Source organism: Candidatus Streptomyces philanthi, from assembly GCF_059553635.1.
Genome location: NZ_JCANQV010000040.1, coordinates 1 through 18,955 on the forward strand (window position 1 = coordinate 1; position 18,955 = coordinate 18,955).

Consider the following 18,955-nt stretch of genomic DNA (forward strand, 5'->3'; position numbering starts at 1 on the left):
CCTCGTCCCCGGCCCGCTTCCCCCGGTCACCGGTGACCCCTCCGAGCGCGCCCGCCCCGGCACGCCGACCGCGCCCCCCACGACCGGTTCCGCCCGTCCCGACCGGCCCGCCCCCGGGACCTCTCCCCGTCCCACACCCACCGACGTCCCGCCCCGGACGCCCCTCGGCGACACGCCCGCGCCGCCCGTCCCCCCTACGGGTCCGGACGGCGCGCCGCCCCGTGGACCGGCGCCCGAGGGAGCAACTCCGGGGCGTTAGCCAGGCGTTAGCCGATCACCAGCGGCCGCGAAGAAGCTCGTTCCCGTACCGCCGACCGTCACCCGCCGGTCGTCACCGACGCCCTACACCGCAAGGGGAGCCCCATGTCGTTCGCCGCCACCGCCGGCCGAGGCCGCAAGGTCGCCGCCGCCGCTCTGGTCGCCACCGCCGCCCTCTCGTTCACCGCCGTCCAGGGCGGGGCGCCGGCCCAGGCCGCGCCGGTCGCGCACAGCGCGCAGGCGAAGGCCGGGGACGTGGTGCCCTGCACCCCCGGCCTGCTCCGCGTGCACGCCGGCGAGGCGGAGCGGCCGATCAACCACATGCTGCTGACCGTGACGAACTTCTCCGACAAGACCTGCTCGTTCGCCTCGCAGCCGTACCCGCTGCTGCGTCTCGTCGACGGCCAGCAGTCCGTCACCGCGGTGAACAAGGACAGCAAGCCGCAGGCCGTGGTCACGCTCAAGCCCAACGAGACGGCCTACGCGGGCATCCTCACCTCCTCCGGGGACGGCTCGGGCGGCCCCGGGGAGGAGATCTCCCGCTTCACGTTCCAGCTGACGCGGGACGGCGAGCCGACCGGCACCGGCATCGACAGCGGCCGCCCGGTCTACGTCGAGCCGAACGCCGCCCAGGTCACCTACTGGCAGACCTCCGCCGAGGACGCCCTCCGGTGGTGACGACCGCGCGGGAGCGCTGACCGCTCCTCCCCCGGCGGCAGCCCCGCGACGGCCCCCGCCGCCCCCGTGCCCGAGAGCGCGGGGGCGGCGGGGGCCGCTGTCGTACGGGAAACTGCGGAAAGCAGGGGCAACACCTCTGGGATTCGTCGGCCTTTGCCCATGATCACCCGGTTCGCTCTCACCCGGATGGCTGCGCCCGCCACCACTCGCCCGGTAGGCTTTCCGTGTGATCTTCAAGCGCATCGGAAATGGGCGTCCGTACCCCGACCACGGCCGGGAGAGCACCCGCCAGTGGGCGGATGTCGCCCCGCGCCCGGTACGCCTCGACCAGTTGGTGACCACCAAGCAGCAACTCGACCTCGAAACGCTGCTCGCCGAGGACTCGACGTTCTACGGTGACCTCTTCGCCCATGTCGTGAAGTGGGAGGGCGACCTCTACCTGGAGGACGGGCTGCACCGCGCCGTGCGCGCCGCCCTCCAGCAGCGCCAGGTGCTCCACGCCCGCGTCCTCGAACTGGACTGACGCCCGGCCCGGCCGTCCCGGAACGCCCTGGTGACCAAGGGCGGCCGAGGTTGCTCCTTTCGGGTTGGCTCCCGCGCCACGTATTGATCATTTAGTAGGCACGGGCCTCCTGCGCCACTACGCTGCGGCCCATGAGCATGCTGACGCCCCCTGGGATGGGCGGTAAGAAGTACCGCGTCACGGGCGACAGGTATCCGCGGATGCGCCGCCCGCCGAACATCCGCCGGATCGTCCTCGCCGCCGTCGCGGCCGTCTGCGCCCTCGGCCTGGCCGGCTGGGGCACCTTGCAGCTCATCGACCTGTTCGGCGGCCGGAGCGGTACGGCCCAGGCCGCGCAGGACCCGAAGAAGTGCGACCGGCAGAAACCGGCCGCCTCGCAGGAGTCCCCCGCCGCCCCCGACCCGCGGCTGCCCAAGCCGGGCGAGATGACCGTCAACGTCTTCAACGCCACCGACCGCAGCGGCCTCGCCAAGACCACCGCCGACGCCCTCGAAAAGCGCGGCTTCACCATCGGCAAGGTGGGCAACGCCGCCCCCGACTACGACAAGAAGGTCAAGGGCAGTGCCGTCCTCCTCGGCAGCAGGACGGCCGCCGGGCCGCTGAAGGTGCTCGGCACCCAGCTCGCCGGGGCCGAACAGCGCACGGACGGGCGCCGCAGCGCCGAGGTCGACCTGATCATCGGCGACACGTTCAGCGCCCTCGCCTCCCCCAAGGACGCGGCGAAGTCCCTGGTCACGCTCTCCAGCCCCACACCGAAGCCCGCACCGGCCCCCTCGAAGTGCTGACGGCGGACCGTCCCACCGCCGCCGCACACGCCCTCGGGCCCCCCGCCGCTGACCGGCGAGGGGCCCGAGGGTCGTTCCGGGGAGGGGTCAGCCCGCCGTCCCGTACATCCGGTCGCCGGCGTCGCCGAGGCCAGGCACGATGTAGCGGTCGGCGTTCAGCCGCTCGTCGACGGCGGCGGTGACCACCGTCACAGGCGTACCGGCCAGCTCGCGCTCCATGACCTCGACGCCCTCCGGCGCGGCCAGCAGGCAGATCGCGGTGACATCGTCGGCGCCGCGCTTGATCAGCTCGCGGATGGCGGCGACCAGCGTGCCGCCGGTGGCCAGCATCGGGTCGACGACGTAGACCTGGCGGCCGGAGAGGTCGTCGGGCATCCGGGTGGCGTAGGTGTGCGCCTCGTAGGTCTCCTCGTTGCGCACCATGCCCATGAAGCCCACCTCGGCGGTCGGCAGCAGGCGCACCATGCCCTCCAGCATGCCCAGACCGGCCCGCAGGATCGGGACGACCATGGGGCGCGGGTGCGAGAGCCGCACACCGGTGGTCGTCGTCACCGGGGTCTCGATGTCGACCCGCTCGGTGCGCACGTCACGGGTGGCCTCGTAGGCGAGCAGGGTGACCAGCTCGTCGGCGAGCCGCCGGAAGGTCGGGGAGTCGGTGCGCTTGTCGCGCAGCGTGGTGAGCTTGTGCGCGACCAGGGGATGGTCGACGACGTGGATACGCATGACATCGACAGTAACCGAGCCGGGAGGGGAGCCATGCACGGCCGGGAGCCCCGGGGCGCGGATCACCGTTCCCGCGGCAGATGGCATCAAACCGGCCATACGCGGGAAACTGGACAGGTATGCCCGGCGAACCGACCCGGCGCCGGGCCCCCGCACGGGCGGAGCCCGCCCCGAGGTGGTGTGCAGTGCGCGACTCCGAACAGCCCGACGGCATACCGACGACGCCGGACGTCCCGCCCCCGGGGACCGCCCGGCCGCCCGAGAGCGACGCGGCGCGCCGCAGACGCCGGGCCCAGTTCCTGCGCGAACTGCGCGAGGCCAAGGAACTGCGCGACCGTGTCCAGCCCCGCCGCGCCCGCGCCGCACGCATGCGGCAGATCCTGCGGATGCGGACGTTCCGCTGGTAGGGGTACGGCTCCGCGCCGCCGCGCGGTACCCCGTCCGCGCCCCCGCGCGCCGTCCGCCCGGCCCTCCGCGCTGCGGCACGTGAGCGACTTCTCGCAGAACCTCGGCACGACGCAGCGTCGAAGACCCCCCGCGAGGGCGTTGTTTCTGCCACGATTCCGCAAGGGGCGGTACCCGCGGCGTGCAGCGCCGCCCCCGCCCGGCCCGGCACGCCTAGGACAGTGGGAGAGTCACGGTGTACTTCGCCGCTCTGCTCGCGCGCACCGAAGACGGGTGGGAAGCGAGCGACACGGAGCTCGACAATGTGGAAACCCTGACCGATCTGGCCGATCTGGCCCGAGAAGCGGCGGTCGACGACGACACGGTGGTGGCGTTCATCGAGCAGGAGGACGCCTGGTTCGGCGTCATCCGGGTGGACGGCGAGGACGACCCGCGGATCTTCCTCTCCCACGCCGCCGCCGCCGCGAAAAGCTCGTACGGCGCGATGCTCACCGACGAACTGCTCGGCCGCGAGGACGACGACACGACCGACCTGGACAGCCTCGACCTCGACGGCACGGAGGACGGCGAACCCGAACCGGACCCGCAGGACGCCGACGACACCACCGACCCCTCCGCCCTGGCCCCGCCCCCGGGCCCGCTCGGCGATCCCGAGCTCCTCGCCGACCTCGGCGTCGGCGCCTCGGCCCTGCTCACCCTCGACGGCGACGCCCTGTCGCACATCGCGGACGCGCTCGGGTGCACGGACGTGCTGGAGGCGGTGCGGTAGGGAGCGCGACGGGGCGGGACGGCACGACGGTCACACCCGCCCCCTCGCCCTCCCTCACCCGTCCCCGACACTGGGGGCATGACCGTCCCTCCCGCCTCCGCGTCCTCGTCCCCCGCACCCGACCCGCTGCGCGATCCCTGGGCCGCGCCGATGCGGCGGGCGCTGGCGGAGGCCGCCCGCGCCCCGGGGACCGGCGATGTCCCGGTGGGCGCCGTCGTCCTCGACGCGGACGGCACGGTCCTGGGCACCGGCCACAACGAACGCGAGGCCACCGGCGACCCCACGGCACACGCCGAGGTCCTCGCGCTGCGCGCGGCGGCCGCGCGGACCGGCGCCTGGCGGCTGTCCGGCTGCACCCTCGTCGTCACCCTGGAGCCGTGCACGATGTGCGCCGGCGCGATCGTGCTCTCCCGCGTCGACCGGGTCGTCTACGGGGCCCGCGACGCCAAGGCCGGCGCCGTCGGCTCCCTGTGGGACGTGGTCCGCGACCGCCGCCTCAACCACCGCCCCGAGGTCATCACCGGCGTCCTGGAGCACGACTGCGCCACCCTCCTCACCGCCTTCTTCCGCGACCGCTGACCCCCGTCCCCCCACCGATTTCGGCGCACGGCCCCCCTTGGGCTAGGATCTCCCTCGGTAGCGTGTCCGAGCGGCCGAAGGAGCGCGCCTCGAAAGCGCGTGAGGGGGCAACTCCTCCGTGGGTTCAAATCCCACCGCTACCGCTCACAAACACCCCTCTGATCTGCGGAAACGCGGTCAGGGGGGTGTTTTTGCGTGGTGCATGTGCGGCACGGTGGTGTTGCGCGTCGCGACCCGCGTAACCCGGATGGACGGCTGTGCCCCTTGAGAACTCGGGGCCTCGCACCGTCTCCTCCGTGGGATCCGGGTCCCACCGCTACCTCAAGGCGTCAGCCACGGGATCGGCTGTACCAGCCCCGCCCACCTACGATCGGCACCGCCGCCGAGACTGCGCGCGAAGGGGCCCTGCCCCGGACAGTCGGCGATTGGCGCCGACGGCTCGGGGACCGTGGTGCGGCGCCGCCGACCACGGATGACGCCCTCGATACCCAGCTCGGTCATCAACCGCTCGACGGTGCAACGGGCCACATCCGCCCCCTTGTGCCCCAGGACACAAGGTGATCCGGCGGGCCCCATACATGCCGCCCGATTCCGCGTGAATCGCCTCGGTGTCTCAGTCGAGCTGGTTCTTGTGGATGCGGCCGCCCCGCAGGACGGAGGCAAGGTTCCCCTTCGGATGGGCCGGCTGACGCGGATCTCGCGTGGGATCGTCCATGACAAGCGGTACATCGCCGTGGACGCGTCCTGGAAGGGCTTCCGTGGCGATGCCGTTGGGGCCGGGCAAAGACCCGGCCCCAACGGTCAGGGCCGCTACCCGGGGTGTGCGTCTTTGAGTGGGGTGAAACCGAAGGCGGCACCGTACAGGGACAGTTCAGCCTCCAGGGCGGTGACGATGTTCTCCTGTTTGCGGAAGCCGTGCGTCTCGTTGCTGAAGCCGATGTACGCGTGGCTCGGGCACTCCTTCGCGGTCCGCTCCCGCATCATGGTCTTGAGGAAGTCGTAGCACTGGAGGGGCGGGCAGATGGGATCCTCCAGGCCCTGGAGGATCACGAACGGGACGTCGATGCGGTTCGTGTGCTCGATCGGGGAGCGGTCCAGGTACCGCTGTTCGTCGTGGTCGGGGGAAGGATCCCCGACCAGGCTTTTCACATAGCTGGACTCGAAGTCATGGGTGAGACCCTTGCCGAAGGCGAGCAGGTCCAGAATCGGGTACATCACGGTGGCGGCTCGGAAGGTCCTACCGGTGGGCGCCTGGCCGCCGGCGGACGCGTCGTCGGTGACGTGCGACACCGCAGTCGTGATCGCCACGGCGCTGGTGAAGCCGCCCGCGCTTCCGCCGCGGATCGCCAGCTTTTCCGGGTCCGCGCGGTACGGCTCGCTCTCAAGGGCCACTGCGATGTCCTCGGTGTCCTGGATGTCGAGCATTCCCCACTGCTGCCGGAGCCGGTTGCGGTACTCGCGCCCGTAGCCGGTCGAGCCGCCGTAGTCGACCTGGGCGACGCCGATGCCCCGGCTGGTGAAGTAGGCCACCGTCAGGTCCAGGCTGCGACTGGCGCGGGCCGTGGGGCCGCCGTGGACGAACAGCACATAGGGCGGCCGTGCTCCGGGGGGCGGCGCGGGGGCGTGGGGGTTGCCGGGCGGGTAGACGGTGGCGTGGATCGTCTCGCCGTGGCGGTTGGGGACGTGGAGGTCCACCGGCGTCGGCAGGTAGTCCTTGATGTCCTCGTACGTCGGGCCGCCACTGATCTTGCGGGTCTCACCTCCGTTGAGGCGCACCTCGATCACCGCGTCGGCCTTGTGGGGACTGCCCGCGACACCCACGACGTACTCGCCGTCGGCGCGGGCGTCGAGGCATCCGGTCCACTCGGTGTACTCCGTCGCCCATGGCAGCAGCTTCCCGTCCGCGTCCAGGGTGCCGAGTTGCTGCGCACCCATGCCGTGGACGACGGCGATCCTGCCGCCGGTCAGCGGGGCACACCAGCGGTACCCGAGCCCCCACGGCGGACCGCCGAACTCCTCCTTCTCAGGCTGGCCCGGCAGCATCTCGGGTGTGCCCCAGCTGCCGTTCTTCTCGCGGGCGATGCTGTACAGCTTCCACCAGCGGTCCTTGTCACCGACGGCGTGTTCGAGGCGGTCGGTGACGGCGAGCAGGGTGTCGTCATCGGTCCACTCCACCTGGACCACGGAGGAGTCCGTCATGACGGTGACGGGTTGGAACGGCTGCCCCTGAACGATCTCGGCGACGTGCAGTTCGGTGCCGTCCCAGGGCATGTCGGGGTCGTTCCAGGGCTCCTCGCTGTGGTTCCAGCTGAACCAGGCGACCCGGCTCTTGCCGGGGGACAGGACAGGACCGGCGAGGAAGTGCTGCTTTCCCGGATCGGAGAAGAGGACGGTGACCTTCTTGGGGTCCTGCGCGGCCGAGCCGTCCAGTGGGACGGAGACGAAGGAGCGCTTGACGTCGGTGGGTTGCTGCTCATCGGTGTTGGCGTCCTCGCACAGGCACCACACGTGTGTGCCGTCGGGGGACAGCACGGGGAGGGCGTACCGCAGCTCTCTCTTGTTCCCGGCCGATTTGGTCAGTGGTTTGGTCAGTGGCTTGGGTGCGGGGCCGCCGGGAGAGAAGGCGTACAGGCATTGGTCGTCGTAGTGGGAGAAGACGACGGTGGGGGCCGCGCCTCCGCTGCCGGGTACGGCGCACCATGCGCGGCCGCCGTAGCCGTTCACCGTGCTGCGGACGTTCCAGGGGCCGTCGGGCAGCACCGGCTCAGGTGTGGCGTAGTGGACGGAGCGCATCAGCAGGGTGCGGCCGCCGTGTTCGGGTCGTGCCTCGGTCCACCAGATCTCGTCGGTTCCCACATAGGCCGGCCAGCTGGGGGTGGAGCTGTGGCCGGCGGCGAGTGAGGCGTCGATCGGGGAGGGCCACTCGCCATAGGTGGGGGGCCTGGCCGTGGATTGCATGGGGACGTCCTTTCGCCCGTGTGCGATCGAGGCCGGTGGCGCCGCGGTCCCACCCCGGTGGGCCGTCCACCGGGGTGGGACGGGGTGCGGCCCGGCCGGGGTGTCACATGGCTTCGACGGGGAGGGAATTCCGTACGGCCTCGTCCAGGTGCTTGATGATCTCCGGGGTGAAGTCGCCGGCGGCAGTGTCGCTCATCCAGGGGTCCATGGTGGTGGAGATGAGGAACGTGATGTCGGGGACATTCGCCACTCCTGTGTCGTCGGGAAGGGCCAGGCCCATGCGGTCGGCGAAGCTCGACACGAATTCGGGGCCGTACATCTGGGCGGTGAGGCTCGACGACATGAGGATCAGCTCGGGCGGCTTCTTCGCGGAACGGTCCTTGCCGGCGGCCGTGACGGGGTGGACGCTGAGCTGCTCGTAGATCCTCTTGTTGAGTTTGTTCGCCTGTTCCACGTCCGTGTTGAGTTTGCCGTTGACGTAGAAGTTGAAGGCGTAGCCGATGATGACCTGGTCCGCGCCGAGCTCTGTGAAAAGGCGCATCGCTTCGGCGTCGGCGACCAGCTTGTCGTTGCTCTGCTTGACGATCCTGTCGTGGATCATTTGCAGCTGCGCCTGGACATCACCGTGGTCCCTTTCAGCGGGAAGCCACTGCACGGGCACGGCCTTGTACAGCGGGTTGCCCGTGGGCTCCTGGTTGTCGAGGTGCATGGTGACCACCCCGGCGTAGAGCCGCTTGCTGTTGAACAGGCACTGGCCGAGGATTCTGCCGTAGCCGTCCTGGTCGGGGCGGATGACCTTGTGGCTGAGGTATACACCGGCCGCCGCGGCGCCCGGCTTGGACCCCTCGACACAGTACGGGCCGGTACTCGGGTCTTTGTCGTCGTGGACGAGGTACCTGAGCGAGAAGGTGACCATTTCCCGCTGCTTCCGGTTGCGGTAGCACAGGCCCCCCGCCGGATAGGGGAGGAAGCCGGCCTTGTGCGGGTCGATGGTGACCGAGTCGGCCCTCGGCAGTTCATGGAACTGCTTGTTGACGTATGCGCTCATCATCAGCTCGGGCGTGGTGGTGGCCCTGGCGAACGCGTCGGCGGGTTCGGGGCGGACGCGGGGCCGCAGGAGCGCCGCGAAGTATCCGCCCCAGGCGGCGTCGACGTGGACCGGATAGAACATCTCGCCTTTGGCGGCGTAGCTGTCCCGCAGGGCCAGGATGTCGGCGAGCGGGTCGACGGCGCTCAGTTCCGTGCTGCCGAGCACCGCGATGTCCATGATGACCGGGCGCCTCTCGGTCCGGCAGCGGGCCAGGATCTCTTTACGGTGGGAGAGCTTGGCGCGAGCGTCCAGGTCCGCCTCGACGCACAGCAGGTTGTCCTGTCCGATGCCGAGCACGGACGCGGCCTTCGGCCACGAGTAGTGCATGGTGCCCGGGGCGAGAACCGCCGGCGGGCCGAGCGGCTGGGCCAGCATCTCCCGCTGGAACCGGTCGAATCCGAGTTGCTGGATCGTATAGGCGTTGACCTTTTCGATGGCCTCGTCCTTGATTCCCAGACCCGCCATGGTCTGAGGGATGTCCAGGACGGCGTCCATCGGCAGGTTGACCAGCGACCAGTCGGTGAGCTCCAGGAGCTTGCGCTGCTGTCCTGTGCCGTCGATGACGGTGATGTCGCGGGCCTTCGCCAGGCCGCTCTCGTTCGCGATGGCCCGGGCGAGGGCGATGGGGTAGTACTTCAGGTTGCGGGCCGACCACATCGCTTCGAGGTTGGCCACGGTTCCGTCGCACGCGATGTGTCCCCACGAGGCCGGGGCTTCGGGGTAGCCCAGCAGTCGGCACAGGTCCTCCCCGACCAGTGCGTCCAGCAGCGTGGTCACCGGGGATGCCTCGGAGGCGACGTTGTTCTGGTTGTACAGCATGCCGGCGAAGTAGCCGGCCATGCCGGGGAGCGTCAGGTCCCAGAGCATGTGGCCCTGGTGGCGGTAGCTGAATTGCGGCACCGACCCGGTGAGCTGATCGAGCAGGTCTCCCAGGTCTGCCTTCATCTGCTTGACGGCCTGGTCGTACACATCCGTCTGCTTCATCTCGTCGGTGACGTAGACGGGGTCGTTCGGGTAGACGTCGTGCCGGTCGGCGATGTGGGAGCGCAGTGCCTCCAGGATCATTTCCTGGAGGATGCCGCCGTTCTCGCCACGGGGGCCGAGGAACCACGCGGCGAGTTCCGTGGTGCCCTCGATGCCCTTCAGGTCGTACTGGGGCCGGAGCTCTTTGAGTGCCTGGGCGTATGCGCGGGGCAGGTCATGAGTCTGCTGGGGCATGGCTGCTTCCTGGGGGAGTCGGAAGGGGTGGGATCGCACGGCTTGCGGGACGGTTCCCGTCGTGCGGGGGCGTGTCGGTTCAGGAGGCGGCAGTGCCGGCCAGCGCTCGCTCGCCGGTGCCTGCGGGGGCGGCCGGCTGCTGTCCGGCCAGCGTCAGAAGGAGCCGGACCTGCGCGTAGGTCATGGAGTGGAGCTCGTTCAGGCTCACACTCTCGTAGTCGCCGTGGATGTTGGCGATCGGCTCCTCGCACCCCCACAGCAGGATGTCGGCCTTCGGGCTGATTTCGTGGAAAGTGTTGGTGAGCGGGATCGAGGCGCCCTGCCCGGAGTAGTTGATCTCCTCCTTCGGATACGCCGTCCGCAGGGCCGCCTCGGCCGCCCGGTAGCCCGTGCCACTCTCCGTCGAGGCGATGAAGCCGGGCGCGCAGGAGACACGGGAGACCTTGACGACAGCTCCCCACGTATTGACATCGGGCCGCCGCAGGTACGTGTCGAGGCAGTCGAAGGCATGCTCCGGGTCCTCGGTGGGCGCGATCCGCATGCACAGCCGTGCCCGCACGGCAGCCTGCAGGACATTGCGCGAATCCGCCGTGACGGGGAAAGGCTTCGGGGCCGGGAGCGGATTCCCCTGCGGCACCATTTCGAGCCCCACCACATTGATCGACGGCATGGTGTAGAGCCGCGACCCCAGCGAACCGGTGCCTGCGAGCGGCACGCCGTCCTTGACCTTGGCGTCGGCGCGGAAGGCCACCGGGTCCGGCTGGTGCTGGCCCCACGCCGTGGCCTTCAGACCGGAGACGGCGACGTTGCCTTCCTCGTCGTGGAGCCTGGCCAGCATGCGGGTGAGAGCCATGTACGCGTCCGGGGCCGGGCCGCCGTACATGCCGTTGTGCACCTCGCCGTCAAGCGTGCTGACCAGCACATCGGCCATCACGAAGCCGCGCAGTGAAGTCGTCAGAGTCGGCTTGCCCAGCGCGACATTGCCGCAGTCGGCGAGTGAAACGACGTCCGCCCTGAACTGCTCTCGGTGATCGTTCATGTACGTGGCGAGGGTGTCCGTCCCCTGCTCCTCCTCACCCTCCAGCACCAGCTTGACGTTCACCTTGACGTCTTGGTGATTCTGGAGGTACCGGCAGGTGACGACGTGCATCATGATGCCCGACTTGTCGTCCGCAGACCCCCGGCCGGTCATGCGGCCCTGGACGATCTGCGGCTCGAACGCCTCCTTCCAGCTGCCCGTCACCACGTCGTAGTGGGCGTACAGCAGCACGGTGGGCGCGTGGGGATCACCGCACGACCTGGAGGCGTAGACGATCGGTGCCGGAGTAGGTGGCTTCGCGCCGTCCAACGGCTTGGGCGGCAGGCGGATGACCTCCACGTCCATCCCGGCGTGGCTCAGCAGGTCCGCGCACGTCGTGGCGGCCTTCTCGATGTTCTCCAGATTGTCCTGGTGGTACACCGAGTTGATGCCGACCAATTGCTTGAGGTCGGTCTCGGCCTGCTGCCAAAGAGCGGACAACTCCTTCTCGATGTCCGATGCGCTGTCCGTGCTGCCTGCGGGTTCCATGCCGCCTCCTGTGACGGTGATCGTCGTGGCTGTGTGTCAGACGCGGTGAGCAGCGCCTGGCGGGACTCGCGGCGTGTCACCGTCCGTCCCTTTGCTGTCCTCCGCTCATCCGGTCCACCGGTGGTGCCGTCGGATCAGACGGACGGGTGTGTCACCGCGCGGCATCTGCGCTCCTTGCGGCAGGAAAAGGCGGGGCGTGCCCTGTCTGAACGGCATGGCTTCGGTCACCGCGTATGGCCTCTTCGTCAAAGATGTGCCGAGGACGGCGGTGGCGTGGCTGGCGAGTGCCGCGCCCCTGCCAGCTTCGGACTTGTCCACGGGCCGCGCATGTCGGCCTGAGCCGTTCGGGGCGGCAATTCCCGCAGCCCAGTGAACCGGAATTCCGATGAACGCCTCGGAGTGTCCGCAAAACATCTCTGCCGTCACTCACTATGGTCTTTTCCGCCGCCGCGGCAGACACAGAAGAATTACCCGAAAAAGCGGCGGGAAAGAACCTGGAGGTAAGGGCGTCATGAAACATGCCACCGACCCCGAGGAATACCCCCTCGTCAAGGGGAAGAACGAAGGCCGTGTGATGCCCGAACGCATCACACGCAAACGAAAGATCGTCCACGAGATTCTCGCCGAAGGCTTCGTCTGTGACGTCGCGTTCGGCTACCAGGACTACACTGTCGCCGTCCCCATGCTGTACGGATTCAAGGACGAGAAAATCCATCTGCACTGTTCGGCGGGCGGCGGTCCTTCCTACCCGGCTGCACGACTCCACGAGCTGGCAGTGGCGAAAAGCGCTTCAGGCGGATTGCCGGTATGTCTCACCGTCACCCTGGTTGACACCCTGAAGCCGGGGCCGACGCCGCTCCATCACGCCGTCGACTACCGATCGGTCATGGTCTACGGAAATGTGTTCCCGGTCCCTGACTCGGCAGCCGGAGGCAGTGAAAAGGAGGCGTCCCTGAGAATCCTCATGGACCACGTCATCCCCGGCCGCTCGGCCGAGTTCACCTCAGCGGAATTCGCCCCCGACCTGGACAAAGTCGGGGTGCTGCGCATCAACCTCGACGACGCTACGAGTGCGGTCTCCGCCAAGACCACCCACGGCACGCACACGGCCAAACACGGTGCCGAGGACCGTCCGGACGGTGCGCCCGCACACTGGTCGGGAAGCCTGTCCATCAAGCAGGTCTACGGCCCTCCTGTCCCGGACTCCGCCCCCGACTACCTCACGCACTACCACCGGCCTCAGTGAAGCTTCCCCTTCATCGTGGACACCTGGAGACCGGGACGTGAGGTTCCGGAGGAAGTAGGGCCAGGTGGGAAGTAAGACCGTTTCCTACGTGGTGAGTTCGAGGAGTCGAGAGGGCGGCGGCAAGGCCGAGGAAGGCCAGGTGTGGCGGGGAGGGTCAGACGGCTGTGTCGCGTCCCTGGCATACGCCGACCACCTCCGTGGTGCGGTCCTCGGTGTGGCGTTCCAGGCAGTTCACGCGATCTACTTCCCGGAGGCGGGGACGGTCTACTGGTCGGGGGTGAACCGGCGGCGCCAGGCCAGGGCCACGTAGACGAGTCCGATCAGGACGGGGACTTCGATGAGCGGGCCGACGACGCCGGAGAGGGCCTGTCCGGAAGTGACGCCGAAGGTGGCGATGGCGACGGCGATGGCGAGTTCGAAGTTGTTGCCCGCCGCGGTGAACGCGAGCGTCGCGGTGCGGTCGTAGGCCATTCCCAGGCCCTTGCCGAGGAGGAAGGTCCCGAAGAACATCACGGCGAAGTACGCCAGCAGGGGCAGGGCGATGCGGACGACGTCCAGGGGCTGGGAGGTGATCGTCTTTCCCTGGAGGGCGAAGAGGACGACGATCGTGAACAGCAGGCCGTACAGGGCCCACGGTCCGATCTTCGGCAGGAAGCCGGCCTCGTAACGGGTGCGGCCGAGCTTCTTCTCGCCGAGCCGGCGGGTGAGGAACCCGGCCACCAGCGGGATGCCGAGGAAGACGATCACGTTCAGGGCGATGTGCCACACGGACACGTCCAGGCCCTGCCCGTCGCCCAGTCCCAGCCACTGGGGGAGCAGGTCGAGGTAGAACCAGCCCAGCAGGCCGAACGCGACGACCTGGAAGACGGAGTTCAGGGCGACGAGGACGGCTGCGGCTTCGCGGTCGCCGCAGGCCAGGTCGTTCCAGATGATGACCATGGCGATGCAGCGGGCCAGGCCGACGATGATCAGGCCGGTGCGGTACTCGGGCAGGTCGGGCAGGAAGAGCCAGGCCAGCGCGAACATCACGGCCGGGCCGACGATCCAGTTGATGACCAGCGAGGAGATCATCAGCTTCTTGTCGCCGGTGACGGTGTCCAGGCGGTCGTAGCGGACCTTGGCGAGCACCGGGTACATCATCACCAGCAGCCCGATCGCGATCGGCAGGGAGATCCCCCCGATCTCGACCTTCGCCAGCGCGTCACCCATGCCGGGGATCACGCGCCCCAGCCCGAGGCCGACGGCCATGGCCAGCAGGATCCACACGGCCAGGTAGCGGTCGAGGGTGGAGAGCTTCGCGACGATCGACGCGTCCGCGCCGGCCTCCGCGGTCTTCGTGCCGGGTTCGTTCGCCGTCTTCATCAGCAGGCTCGCTTCCGGCCGGTCTCGGCGGTCGTGCGGGCGGTTTCGGCGAGGTCGGAGAACTGGCCGGCCAGGCGCGCGATGACGTCGGGCCGGAGTCGGTAGTAGGTGAAGCGCCCGCACGGCTCCGTCTCGACGACCCCGGCCTCACGCAGCACCTTGAGGTGGTTGGAGAGGTTGGTCTGCCGCGCGCCGGTCTCCTCGACCAGATGCGTGGTGCACAGGGTCTCGTGGGCGAGCAGGTTCACGATCCGCAGCCTGAGCGGGTCGGAAAGCACCCGGATCAGATCAGCATCGACTGATGTCATCATGCACTGACATTCTCACACCAGTGGCGGCTGACACCACTGAGTGCTGATACGACGGCGCCCATCCCACCCCGGAGTGAGAGAGTCCCAATGCCCCGCAAGCCGTCCGTACTGCTCATCCGCGTTCACCAGGCCAGGGCGTCGAAGCCGTGCGCCCGATCCGGGACGAGATCAAGAAGCTGGTCGAGGGCCTGATCGCGGAGATCGCCCCGCGGGGGCCGCGGCCCGGTACCTGAGCGGATCACCCGGCGGCGGAGGAGCCCAGCAGACCTCCCATGGCCGCCAGGACCGACGGCTCGACGCGGTAGTAGACCCAGGTGCCGCGTCGCTCGGAGGTCAGCAGTCCGGCTTCCTTGAGCTTTTTCAGGTGGTGGGAAACGGTCGGCTGGGACACGCCGACATCGGAGATGTCGCACACGCACGCCTCGCCGCCCTCGTGTGAGGCCACCGCGGAGAACAGCCGCAACCGCACCGGATCGCCGAGCGCCTTGAACATCCGCGCGCCCGTCTCGGCTTCCTCTGCGGTGAACGGCCGCTCCGTGAGCGGCGGGCAGCACGGGATCACTGGCAGCAGTTCGGCGTTCGACATGCGTCTATGTTCACACACGTCGAATCAAGCCTCGGAGTGATTCGCGAAGCAGGGCGCTCCGCGGGATCAGGAGCATTGATTCGACGAATGTCTATGTTGACGTTTATCGAATCACTCTGCAATGCTGGCTGCACAAGCCATCGACAAACGTCGAAACACGCAAGGAGTCGCCGTGAAGCTGCCTGCTACCGCCGATCTGCCCGTCGTCGTGATCGGAGCCGGGCCCGTCGGCCTGGCCGCTGCGGCCAACCTGGTCGATCGCGGCATCGAGCCTCTGGTCCTGGAGGCGGGCCCCACGGCCGGTGCGGCAGTGCGGGAGTGGGCGCACCTGCTGCTGTTCTCCACCTGGGGCGAGGTCACCGACCCCGCGGCCGAGAAGCTGCTGGCGCCGACCGGCTGGACCAAGCCGGACGCGGGCACTTACCCGTCCGGCGGGGACTGGGCCGGGCAGTATCTCCAGCCGCTCGCCGATGTCCTCGGCGACCGGGTCCGCACCGGCGCCCGGGTAACTGGCGTCTCCCGCGTCGGCCGGGACCGGATCGTCGACGCCGACCGCGGCGCCCAGCCCTTCGTCGTCCACGTCACCCGCGCCGACGACACGGAGGAGCGACTGCTCGCCCGCGCCGTGATCGACGCCTCCGGCACCTGGGCCACGCCCAGCCCCGCAGGCGGCAGCGGCCTGCCCGCCCTCGGCGAGCGCGCGGCCGCCGACCACGTCACCTACCGCGTGCCCGACCTCAAGGACCCGGCCGTACGGGCCCGCTACGCGGGCAAGCGCACCGCCGTCATCGGCTCCGGCGCCTCCGCCTTCACCGCGCTCGCCTACCTCGCCGACCTGGCCAAGGCCGACGACGGCGCCGGCACGAAAGCCGTCTGGGTCCTGCGTCGCGGCATCTCCGGCGCCACCTTCGGCGGCGGCACCGCCGACCAGCTCCCCGCCCGCGGCGCCCTCGGCCTCGCCGCGAAGGCAGCCGTCGACGACGGACACGCGGACGCGGTCACCGGCTTCCGCACCGAGACGATCGAACGCGACGGCGATGGCCGCCTGGTCCTCGTCGCCGAGGACGGCCAACGGCTGGAGAACGTCGACGAGGTGATCGTGCTGACCGGCTTCCGCCCCGACCTGACCTTCCTCTCCGAGATCCGCCTCGGCCTCGACGACCGCCTCCAGGCCCCGGCCCAACTCGCCCCGCTCATCGACCCCAACCAGCACTCCTGCGGCACCGTCCACCCGCACGGCCACCGCGAACTCGCCCACCCCGAACAGGGCATCTACCTGGTCGGCATGAAGTCCTACGGCCGCGCCCCCACCTTCCTCGCCATGACCGGCTACGAGCAGGTCCGCTCCATCGCCGCCGCCCTCGCCGGTGACCTCGACGCCGCCGACAAGGTCGAACTCACCCTCCCCGAAACCGGAGTCTGCGGCGGCGCCGGCCTCTTCGACGCCCCCGAAACCGACCAGGGTGGCAGCTGCTGCACCCCCACACCGCAGCTCGTCCAGCTCGGCGCACCGGCCACCACGGACAAGACCGAGGACGCTGCCGAAGGCGGCTGCTGCGGCTCCTGATCAACCTCAGCACCTGACAGGGCGGGGCTGCGACCGGTTCTACGAGCCGGCGCGGTCCCGCCCGCTCTCCGATTCCCGGAAAATGTCTCCGCCGACTGATCGCGCCGGAACTCCCCCAACATCACTCTCTGCGATCGGCCAGGGAGACGGGAGAGCGGCCCGAGCACTCCGTCTGACGCGCGTCGGCGGCCCGCCGACGCCCGCCTCTTGGCGCTTGGGCAGGGGCGTACCCAGGACGCTGAGCGGCCCCGCCGGAGCTCGCTGCACATGCAGCGAAACCCGTCATCGAACGGCACGGAACGTCATCCAACGACATCGAAACGCCCCCTCTCACCTGGGGTTTCAGGAAAACCGCAGGTGAGAAGCGTCATGTTGACGGGTTCAAATCCCACCGCTACCGCTCACAAACACCGACGCGTTTCCTCCGCGAAAGCCCGCTGGATGTGTGCGAAGCTGCTGAATGCTCCTACAACGGTCTGGTCAGCGGCTGCGAGGAACAACCATGGGCCGGTCGTCTGACCCGGCCCGTGCCCCGCTGCATACGAAACGTCGAGCTGGTGCGGGAGAAGACCATGACGGAACACGGTGCCGATCTGCTGATCCGGGCTGCGGCGGTGCACACGCTGGTGCCCGGCCAGGCCCCCCCAGCGGGCCCTGGCGGTGCGGGGCGATCGCGTCGCCGCGCTTTCCCCCGATCCGAACGGTCTCGACCACCTGGTGACAGCGCGCACCACGGTCTACGACCTGCCCGAGTCCGTCGTACTGCCGGCCTTCGACGACACCCACACTCACCTGATCTTCGCCGGGCACAGCGTGCACGCCGTCCCCGTCCACACCGCCCGCACCATCCCCGAGTTCCTGGACCTGATCCGGCAACGGGCCGCCATCACACCTGAGGGCGAGTGGATCTGCACGACCACCAACTGGCAGGAACTCAACCTGGCGGAGCGGCGCATGCCCACCGCGGCCGAACTCGACCAGGCCACCGACCGCTACCCGGTCCTGGTCAAGCGCGGCGGCCACAACGACGTCGTCAACACCTACGCGCTGCGTCTGGCGGGCATCACCGAGGACACCCCCGTCCCGCCCGGGGGCGTGATCGGGCGGGACGCCGACGGTCGGCTCAACGGCCGGCTGATCGACAACGCCATGGGCCTGGTGGAGCGGTTCGTCCCTGCGGCGGACCGGGCCCAGCGCATCGACGGGCTTCGCCTGGCCAGCGCTCAGTACGCCGCCACCGGGATCGGCACGGTCCGCGACTGCGCGGTCTCCCTTGACGACTACGCCATCCTGCTGGCCGCCCAGGAGGCAGGCGCGCTCAGCACCCGGGTCCGGGCCCTGATCCTGGCGATGGGCCTGACCAGCGCGGCGCAGGTGGAGGACCTGCTCGACGCCATGGAGGACCGGCGCTACAGCGCCGACCCGTGGCTGCGGGTATGGGGGGTGAAGTTCTTCCTCGACGGTGGACTGGAGGCCGGGGCCACCGAAGAGCCCTACGCGTGCGACCACGCCTTCTCCGGAACGCTGACCTGGGAGCCCGACGCACTCGTCGAGGCTGTCGAGGCCGTGGTCCGCCGCGGTTGGAGGGTCGGCACCCACGCATACGGCGACCGCGCGGTGCGCATCCTCCTCGACGTCTACGAACGCGTCCTCCAGCGCAATCCCGGCCTGCCCGCCGGCACCCTCGTCATGGAACACGGCGGCCTGGCCGGCCCCGCCCAGCGCGCCCGCGCCGTCGCCCTGGGCATCCCCGTCACCATCCAGCAGCCCCTGCTGCACGACACCGCCGAGGTCGAGCGGGGATTCTGGGGACCGGAACGTGTCGCCGCGCTCTTCCCCGCCCGCGGCTGGCTCGACCAGGGCGCACTGGTCGCCGCCGGATCCGACTTCCCCGTCGGCCAGTTCGGCGCCATGCGCTCCGTCTGGGGCATGACCACCCGCCAGACCGTCATCGGCGTCCAAGGGCCCCAGCACGCCATCACCTACGACGAGGCCGTCGCACTGCACACCACCAACGCCGCCCGCCTGCTCGGCGAGGACCACCTACGCGGCACCCTCACCCCCGGCCGCCTCGCCGACCTCACCATCTGGGACCAGAACCCCGCCCACTGCCCCGCCGACACCCTGCGCGACCTCAACCCCACCCACACCCTCCTCGGCGGCCTCCCCGTCCATCACCGGGAAACGGTCAGCTGATGTCCACCGGCTGGTGCAGGCCGCCGGAGTCGAGCGTGACATTACGAGACTTATGAACCCAGCACTCTGCGGCCGAGCTGCGGGGAACACCTCGGCCAACGCCCGTCACAGGCCCATCGCGTCGTCACCGACGA

General features: G+C 69.7%; 16 protein-coding genes, 1 tRNA gene and 1 pseudogene. 10 read left to right on the forward strand and 8 right to left on the reverse strand.

The annotated features are described in order from the left end of the window. Nucleotides 1-363: 363 nt before the first annotated feature. The 3 genes from AC51EU_RS07635 to AC51EU_RS07645 all read left to right on the forward strand — a co-directional run bounded on the left by AC51EU_RS07635 (nt 364) and on the right by AC51EU_RS07645 (nt 2,244). The gene (locus AC51EU_RS07635) at nt 364-936 is read left to right on the forward strand and encodes a DUF4232 domain-containing protein (RefSeq protein ID WP_496265915.1); all 573 of its coding nucleotides are present in this window, start codon (nt 364-366) and stop codon (nt 934-936) included. Nucleotides 937-1,162: 226 nt separating this feature from the next. Next, on the forward strand, nt 1,163-1,459 hold the full coding sequence (locus tag AC51EU_RS07640; RefSeq protein ID WP_006604254.1) for a type II toxin-antitoxin system VapB family antitoxin: 297 nt from the start codon (nt 1,163-1,165) through the stop codon (nt 1,457-1,459). Nucleotides 1,460-1,590: 131 nt separating this feature from the next. Beyond that, nucleotides 1,591-2,244: a LytR C-terminal domain-containing protein gene (locus tag AC51EU_RS07645; RefSeq protein WP_496265916.1), complete on the forward strand. Its 654-nt coding sequence runs from the start codon at nt 1,591-1,593 to the stop codon at nt 2,242-2,244. A gap of 87 nt (nt 2,245-2,331) precedes the next feature. On the opposite strand, the gene upp is transcribed toward AC51EU_RS07645, so the two are convergent. Further along, nucleotides 2,332-2,967, reverse strand: coding sequence for a uracil phosphoribosyltransferase (gene upp, locus AC51EU_RS07650; RefSeq protein ID WP_496265917.1), 636 nt, complete (start codon nt 2,965-2,967; stop codon nt 2,332-2,334). A gap of 185 nt (nt 2,968-3,152) precedes the next feature. Between upp and AC51EU_RS07655 the strand changes: the two genes are divergently transcribed. From AC51EU_RS07655 to AC51EU_RS07670, 4 genes are all read left to right on the forward strand, one after another. Next, nucleotides 3,153-3,374 carry a hypothetical protein gene (locus tag AC51EU_RS07655; RefSeq protein ID WP_496265918.1) on the forward strand — a complete coding sequence of 74 codons (222 nt, stop codon included), beginning with the start codon at nt 3,153-3,155 and terminating at the stop codon, nt 3,372-3,374. A 233-nt stretch (nt 3,375-3,607) separates the two neighbouring features. Next, nucleotides 3,608-4,141 carry a tRNA adenosine deaminase-associated protein gene (locus tag AC51EU_RS07660; protein ID WP_496265919.1) on the forward strand — a complete coding sequence of 178 codons (534 nt, stop codon included), beginning with the start codon at nt 3,608-3,610 and terminating at the stop codon, nt 4,139-4,141. Nucleotides 4,142-4,219: 78 nt separating this feature from the next. Further along, complete coding sequence (gene tadA / locus AC51EU_RS07665; protein ID WP_496265920.1) at nt 4,220-4,720, forward strand: tRNA adenosine(34) deaminase TadA; 501 nt, start codon at nt 4,220-4,222, stop codon at nt 4,718-4,720. 56 nt (nt 4,721-4,776) lie between these two features. Further along, a tRNA-Ser gene (locus AC51EU_RS07670) sits at nt 4,777-4,863 on the forward strand. A 268-nt stretch (nt 4,864-5,131) separates the two neighbouring features. Here the strand turns inward: AC51EU_RS07670 and AC51EU_RS07675 are convergent. The 4 genes and pseudogenes from AC51EU_RS07675 to AC51EU_RS07690 form a co-directional block, all read right to left on the reverse strand. After that, a pseudogene (locus tag AC51EU_RS07675) lies at nt 5,132-5,269 on the reverse strand (IS3 family transposase); the annotation flags it as partial. Between the two features lie 261 nt (nt 5,270-5,530). Next, complete coding sequence (locus AC51EU_RS07680; RefSeq protein ID WP_496265921.1) at nt 5,531-7,678, reverse strand: prolyl oligopeptidase family serine peptidase; 2,148 nt, start codon at nt 7,676-7,678, stop codon at nt 5,531-5,533. Between the two features lie 103 nt (nt 7,679-7,781). Then, a complete protein-coding gene (locus tag AC51EU_RS07685; protein WP_496265922.1) occupies nt 7,782-9,986 on the reverse strand; it encodes a pyridoxal phosphate-dependent decarboxylase family protein in 2,205 nt (734 codons plus the stop codon). Between the two features lie 79 nt (nt 9,987-10,065). After that, the gene (locus AC51EU_RS07690; protein ID WP_496265923.1) at nt 10,066-11,553 is read right to left on the reverse strand and encodes a M20/M25/M40 family metallo-hydrolase; all 1,488 of its coding nucleotides are present in this window, start codon (nt 11,551-11,553) and stop codon (nt 10,066-10,068) included. Nucleotides 11,554-12,064: 511 nt separating this feature from the next. On the opposite strand from AC51EU_RS07690, the gene AC51EU_RS07695 reads away from it, so the two are divergent. After that, nucleotides 12,065-12,799, forward strand: a complete 735-nt coding sequence (locus tag AC51EU_RS07695) for a pyridoxamine 5'-phosphate oxidase family protein (RefSeq protein ID WP_496265924.1) — start codon at nt 12,065-12,067, stop codon at nt 12,797-12,799. 264 nt (nt 12,800-13,063) lie between these two features. Here AC51EU_RS07695 and arsB read toward each other — a convergent pair whose 3' ends face one another. From arsB to AC51EU_RS07710, 3 genes are all read right to left on the reverse strand, one after another. Continuing rightward, nucleotides 13,064-14,161: an ACR3 family arsenite efflux transporter gene (gene arsB, locus AC51EU_RS07700; RefSeq protein WP_496265925.1), complete on the reverse strand. Its 1,098-nt coding sequence runs from the start codon at nt 14,159-14,161 to the stop codon at nt 13,064-13,066. Then, nucleotides 14,161-14,472, reverse strand: a complete 312-nt coding sequence (locus tag AC51EU_RS07705; RefSeq protein WP_496265926.1) for an ArsR/SmtB family transcription factor — start codon at nt 14,470-14,472, stop codon at nt 14,161-14,163. The genes arsB and AC51EU_RS07705 overlap by 1 nt, the downstream gene beginning before the upstream one ends. Nucleotides 14,473-14,710: 238 nt before the next feature. Next, nucleotides 14,711-15,058, reverse strand: a complete 348-nt coding sequence (locus tag AC51EU_RS07710; protein ID WP_496265927.1) for an ArsR/SmtB family transcription factor — start codon at nt 15,056-15,058, stop codon at nt 14,711-14,713. A 172-nt stretch (nt 15,059-15,230) separates the two neighbouring features. Here AC51EU_RS07710 and AC51EU_RS07715 point away from each other — a divergent pair, with 172 nt between their 5' ends. Together AC51EU_RS07715 and AC51EU_RS07720 are read left to right on the forward strand one after the other, a co-directional pair. Further along, entirely contained in the window at nt 15,231-16,625 is a 1,395-nt protein-coding gene (locus tag AC51EU_RS07715; protein ID WP_496265928.1) for an NAD(P)-binding domain-containing protein, read from the forward strand. A 717-nt stretch (nt 16,626-17,342) separates the two neighbouring features. Continuing rightward, nucleotides 17,343-18,821, forward strand: a complete 1,479-nt coding sequence (locus AC51EU_RS07720; protein ID WP_496265929.1) for an amidohydrolase — start codon at nt 17,343-17,345, stop codon at nt 18,819-18,821. Nucleotides 18,822-18,955 lie beyond the last annotated feature (134 nt).